1 protein-coding gene is annotated in these 6503 nt (G+C 69.2%); it reads left to right on the top strand.

The genetic code is table 11. The features are described 5' to 3' along the window. Positions 1 to 6503 (top strand): type I polyketide synthase (locus tag SSOG_RS02480; RefSeq protein WP_154686071.1); only part of this gene is annotated, 6503 nt, incomplete at both ends.

Raw genomic sequence — 6503 nt, 5'->3', positions numbered from 1 at the left:
GGATCCGATGCTGGACGAGTTCCGTACGGTTGTCGGGGACCTCGCCTTCCACGAGCCCACGATTCCGGTGGTGTCGAATCTGACCGGTGCCCTCGCCACGGGGGAGGAGTTGTGTTCGGCGGAGTACTGGGTGCGGCATGTGCGGGAGACCGTGCGGTTCGCCGATGGCGTTCGGGCGTTGGCCGGGGCCGGGGTGGGGACGTTCCTGGAGCTGGGGCCGGATGGTGTGCTGTCGGCCCTGGTCCGGGAGTCGGCACCGGACGTAGCCGAGGCCGTTCCGGTGCTGCGTAAGGACCGTCCGGAGGAGTGCGCGGCGGTTACCGCGCTCGCCCGTCTGCACGTGACCGGAATCGCCGTCGACTGGCGGGCGTTCTACACCGGCACCGGCGCGCGGCAGGTCGAACTGCCCACCTACGCCTTCCAACGGCAGCCGTACTGGCCTGCGGCTCAGGCTGTTCCGGGCGATGTGCGGGCTGCCGGTCTGGCCTCGGCTGAGCATCCGTTGCTGGGTGCGGCGGTGTCGTTGGCCGACTCGGACGGTGTGGTGTTCGCCGGTCGCCTGTCGTTGGCCTCGCATCCGTGGCTGGCCGATCACGTGGTGATGGGTCGCGTTCTGGTGCCGGGTACGGCTTTCGTGGAGTTGGCGATCCGGGCCGGTGACGAATTCGGGTGCGATCTACTCGAAGAGCTGACCACGGCTGCGCCACTGGTGCTGCCCGAACGGGGGGCGGCGCAGATTCAGGTGTTCGTCGGTTCTGCCGATGACTCCGGACGGCGGTCGGTCAAGGTGTTCTCCCGGGTGGATGGCTCCAATGAGCCGCTGTGGACGCAGCACGCCACGGGAGTCCTGGGCGTAGTGGACGATCTGGCTGACACCAAGTTCGATGCGACCAACTGGCCGCCCCCGGGCGCTGAGCCGGTCGACCTCGATGGGTGCTACGAACGGCTTGCCGAGTCCGGGTTCGCATACGGCCCGGTGTTCCAGGGGTTGCGGGCGGTGTGGCGGCTGGGTGCCGAGCTCTTTGCCGAGGTGGCTTTGGACGAGGGCGCCGATGCCAGTGGGTTCGGGATGCATCCCGCGCTGCTGGACGCAGTGCTGCACGCCGGCGCCTTCGCCGATGGCACAGCGGATCGCGGTCTGCCGTTCGCTTGGGAGGGTGTGTCGTTGCAGGCCTCCGGGGCGACGACGGTGCGGGCGAGGCTGTCGTACGACGAGCGGGGGGCGGTGTCCATCGCGGTCGCGGATGTGGTGGGTCGTCCTGTGGCGTCCGTCGCGTCGTTGGTCACGCGTCCTCTTGCTGCTGATGAGCTGGCGGACGGTGGTGGCCGGACGGTTGGCCGGGATTCGTTGTTCCGGGTGGAGTGGGCTCCGGTGGCTGAGGGGACGGACGCCGCGCCATCGGTGGTTGCGGTGGTCGGCCCGGACGGCGGTTTGGCCGGGATGCTGCGCGGTGCCGGGTCGGACGTTGCGGTGTATCCGGATCTGGCCGCGTTGGCCGTGGCAGATGGGCCGATGCCGGATGTGGTGTTGGCCGAGGTCGCTACGGAGCGGCCCGGTGACGGAGTGGTGGATGGTGTCCACGACATGGTGACGCGGGCTTTGGGCTTGGCTCAGGAGTGGTTGGAGGAGGAGCGGTTCGCCGCTTCTCGCCTGGTCGCGGTGGCATGTGGTGCTGTCGGTGATCTGGCGGTGGCGTCGGTGTGGGGTTTGCTGCGGTCGGCGCAGTCGGAGCATCCGGACCGGATCACGCTGCTGGACCTTGGTGACGGTGCCGTGTCGGGGGCGGTGTTGTCCCGGGCGTTGGCGCAGCCCGAGCCGGAGCTGATGGTTGGTGATGAGCAGGTCATGGCCCCCCGGCTGGCGCGGATGCCCGTTCCAGAGTTGCGTGGGGCGTCATGGGAGCCGCGCGGCACGGTGTTGATCACGGGCGGTACGGGTGGTTTGGGTGCGGTGGTGGCGCGCCATTTGGTGGCCGAGCGTGGTGTGCGGGATCTGCTGCTGGTCTCCCGGCGGGGGATGGCTTCGCCGGGTGCTGAGGACCTGGTCGCCGAACTCGCCGGATTGGGTGCCCGCGCCGAGGTGGTGGCCTGTGATGTGGCTGATCGTGATGCTCTGGCGGAGGTGCTGGCCGGGCGTGAGATTTCGGCTGTGGTGCATGCGGCCGGTGTGCTCGATGACGGTCTGATGGGTGCGCTGACTCCGGGGCGCCTTGATGCGGTGTTGCGTCCGAAGGTGGATGCGGCGTGGCATCTGCATGAGCTGACGCAGGCCATGGACCTGTCTGCGTTCGTGGTGTTCTCTTCCGCGGCGGGCACGTTCGGCAGTGCGGGTCAGGGGAGTTACGCCGCGGGGAATGCGTTCCTGGACGCGTTGGTGCGGTACCGGCGGGACCGGGGGTTGCCGGGTGTGTCGTTGGCGTGGGGGCCGTGGGATCAGTCTGACGGCATGGTCGGTGAGCTGAGCGCTGCCGATCGGGAGCGGATGCACCGCTCGGGATTCCCGCCCCTGTCCACCGAGCAGGGTGTGGCCCTGTTCGATGCTGCGGTGGGTGCTGGGGAGCCGGTGGTGCTGCCGGTGCGGCTGGACCTGCCGACGCTGCGGGCTCGTGGTGAGGTGCCGCCTCTGTTGCGCGGACTGATCCGTACGCGCCGCACAGCCGGACGGATAGCGTCGACCGGGCTTGTGCAGCGGGAGGTGTTGCTGGATCTGGTGCGAAACCAAGTCGCGGCGGTGCTGGGGCACGAGAGTGCCACGGTGGTGGACCTCAACCACGCGTTCCGTGATCTCGGGTTCGACTCGTTGATGGGTGTGGAGCTGCGTAACGGGCTGAGTGCGGCGACGGGGTTGCGGCTTCCGGCGACGCTGGTCTTCGACTATCCGACCGCGCAGGCACTCGCGGACCATCTGTTTGAAGCGTTGCTGGGGTCGGATACGGGTGTGTCGGCGCCAGTTGCTGCGCTTCCTTCGGTCGCGGATGATCCGGTGGTGATCGTGGGGATGGCTTGCCGGTACCCGGGCGGAGTGTCGTCTCCGGAACAGTTGTGGCGGCTGGTGACGGCAGGGGTGGACGCGATTGGCGATTTCCCCGCCGACCGGGGCTGGGACCTGGGCAGTTTGTACCACCCGGATCCCGGCCATCCGGGCACGTCCTCGACCCATGCGGGTGGCTTTCTCCGGGACCCGGGCGCGTTCGACCCGGCGTTCTTCGGGATGAGTCCGCGTGAGGCGTTGGCGACTGATGCGCAGCAGCGGTTGTTGTTGGAGACGGTGTGGGAGGCCGTTGAGCGTGCCGGTGTGGATCCGGTGTCGTTGCGGGGGAGCCGGACCGGGGTGTTCGCCGGGGTGATGTACAACGACTACCGCAACCTGCTGACGGCCCGGGAGTTCGAGGCGTTCCGGGGCAATGGCAGTGCGCCGAGTGTGGCGTCGGGTCGGGTGTCGTACACGCTCGGGCTTGAGGGCCCGACGGTCACGATCGATACGGCGTGTTCGTCGTCGTTGGTGGCGATGCATCTGGCGGCGCAGGCGTTGCGTGCGGGTGAGTGTTCGCTGGCGTTGGCCGGTGGTGTGACGGTGATGTCGACGCCGACGACGTTTGTGGAGTTCTCGCGGCAGGGTGGGCTGTCTCCTGATGGCCGGTGCAAGGCGTTCTCGGACTCGGCTGATGGTGTGGGCTGGGGCGAGGGTGTCGGCATGCTGGTGCTGGAGCGGTTGTCCGACGCCCAGCGCAACGGGCACTCGGTGTTGGCGGTGCTGCGGGGCAGCGCGGTGAACCAGGATGGCGCCTCCAATGGGTTGACCGCGCCGAATGGTCCGTCCCAGCAGCGGGTGATCCGGCAGGCGCTGGCCAGTGGCGGTCTGTCCCCGGTCGATGTCGACGCGGTGGAAGCGCACGGAACGGGTACCACGCTCGGTGATCCGATCGAGGCGCAGGCGTTGCTGGCCACCTATGGCCAGGACCGGGACTCGGGGCGTCCGCTGCTGCTCGGCACGGTGAAGTCGAATATTGGTCATACGCAGGCTGCGGCGGGTGTCGCGGGTGTGATCAAGACGGTCATGGCGATGCGGCATGGGGTGCTGCCACGCACGCTGCACGCCGAGGTGCCGTCGTCGCATGTGGACTGGACGGCTGGTGCTGTCGAGCTGGTGGCGGACAACACTGTGTGGCCGGAGGTGGGTCGTGCGCGTCGGGCGGGTGTGTCGTCGTTCGGGATCAGCGGCACGAATGCGCATGTGATTCTTGAGGCTGCGCCTTTGGCTGAGGTGCCGGTCGGGGAGCCGGAGGCGGTGGTGGTGCCGGGTGTGGTGCCGTGGGTGGTGTCGGCGAAGACCGAGGCCGCGCTGGACGCGCAGGTGGACCAGCTGAGGTCCTTTGCCGATGACGAGGGGGCCCGTTCTCCGCTGGATGTGGGTTTCTCGCTGGCTGTCGGGCGGTCGGTGTTTGAGCATCGGGCGGTGTTGGTGGCCTCTGAGGCGGGTGTGGTTGAGGCTGCGCGGGGTGTGGTTGGTCAGGGTTCGTTGGCTGTGGTGTTCTCGGGGCAGGGTGCGCAGCGGTTGGGTATGGGCCGGGAGTTGTATGGCCGGTTCCCGGTGTTCACGGAGGCGCTGGATGCCGTACTGGCGCACCTGGACGACTCGGTGCGCGAGGTGATGTGGGGCGAGGATGCCGAGGCCCTGAATAGCACCGGGTCGGCTCAGCCTGCCCTGTTCGCCGTCGAGGTGGCGTTGTTCCGGCTGGTGGAGTCCTTTGGGGTGCGGCCGGACTTCGTGGGTGGGCATTCGATCGGCGAGGTGGCGGCCGCCCACGTGGCGGGTGTGCTGTCGTTGGAGGACGCGTGTCGGCTGGTGTCCGCGCGGGCTCGGTTGATGCAGGACCTCCCGTCAGGTGGGGCGATGGTGGCCGTCGAGGCGACCGAGGACGAGGTCCGGCCGTTGCTGTCCGAGCGGGTGTCGATCGCGGCGGTGAACGGGCCGTCGTCGGTGGTGATCTCCGGCGATGAGGGCGCGGTGCTGGAGGTTGCGGCACGGTTCGAGGCCGAGGGACGGCGTACGAGCAGGCTCGCGGTGAGTCACGCCTTCCACTCACCCCTCATGTCTTCGATGCTGGAGGGTTTCCGTGCGGTCGCGGAGGGGCTGGAGTTCGGTGAGCCGGTGATTCCGGTGGTGTCGAATCTGACCGGTGGACTCGCTGCGGCGGGGGAGTTGTGTTCGGCGGAGTACTGGGTGCGGCATGTGCGGGAGACCGTGCGGTTCGCCGATGGCGTTCGGGCGTTGTCGGAGGCCGGGGTGGGGACGTTCGTGGAGCTGGGGCCGGATGGTGTGCTGTCGGCCCTGGTCCGGGAGTCGGCACCGGATGAGGCCGTGGTCGTGCCGGTGCTGCGCAAGGACCGTCCGGAGGAGAGCGCGGCGGTTACCGCGCTGGCCCGTCTGCACGTGACCGGAATCGCCGTCGACTGGCGGGCGTTCTACACCGGCACCGGCGCCCGGCAGGTCGAACTGCCCACCTACGCCTTCCAACGGCAGCGATACTGGCCCACCACCGCAGTCGACGCAGGGGACGTACGGGCCGCCGGGCTGGCCTCGGCACGGCATCCGTTGCTGGGTGCGGCGGTGTCGTTGGCCGACTCGGACGGTGTGGTGCTCTCCGGTCGCCTGTCGTTGGCCTCGCATCCGTGGCTGGCCGACCACACGATCATGGGCCGGATCCTGCTGCCGGGCACGGCGTTCGTGGAGTTGGCGATCCGGGCCGGTGACGAGGTCGGGAGTGGCCGGGTCGAGGAACTGACCCTGGCCGCACCGCTGGTGTTGCCCGAACGAAGCGCGGTGCAGATCCAGGTGCGAGTCGGCGCGGCGGATGAGGACGGGCGGCGCACTGTCACCGTCCACTCGCGGCCCGATGACGACTCGGGCACGCAGTGGACGCAGCACGCCGTCGGTGCGCTGACCGACGACCCTGTCGAATCCGTCGTCGGCGTCGATACGGCCGCCTGGCCGCCGGCGAGCGCCGAACCGATCGACCTCGACGACCATTACGCGCAGCTGGCCGAATCCGGGTTCGACTACGGACCGGTGTTCCGGGGTCTGCGGTCCGCGTGGCGGCTCGGCGACGAGGTGTTCGCCGAAGTCGCCCTGCCCGAAGGCCCCGATACCGCCGCCGTGGCCGATACCGGCATCGGCATGGACACCGACGTCGACGGGTTCGGCGCTCATCCCGCGCTCTTGGACGCGGTCCTGCACGTCGCCGGATTCACCGGCGCCGCGCAGGACGGCGAAGGGGGAGCTCTGCCGTTCTCCTGGGAGGGCGTGTCGCTGTTCGCCTCCGGCGCCACCTCGGTGCGGGCACGATTGTCGCGCACTGGGGCAGGACAGGGTCACGATCGAGGCCGTCGATACCGCGGGGCGGCCGGTCTTCACGGTGGACGGTCTGGTGGTCCGCACCGTCACACCCGAACAACTCGGCACCGGCCCGGCGCTGGTCGGGGACTCCCTCTTCCGTACGGAG

It is taken from the genome of Streptomyces himastatinicus ATCC 53653 (genome assembly GCF_000158915.1).
Lineage (GTDB): Bacteria > Actinomycetota > Actinomycetes > Streptomycetales > Streptomycetaceae > Streptomyces > Streptomyces himastatinicus.
Note: the sequence above shows the minus strand (reverse complement) of the source record. Positions and strands in the feature narration are given on the sequence as shown.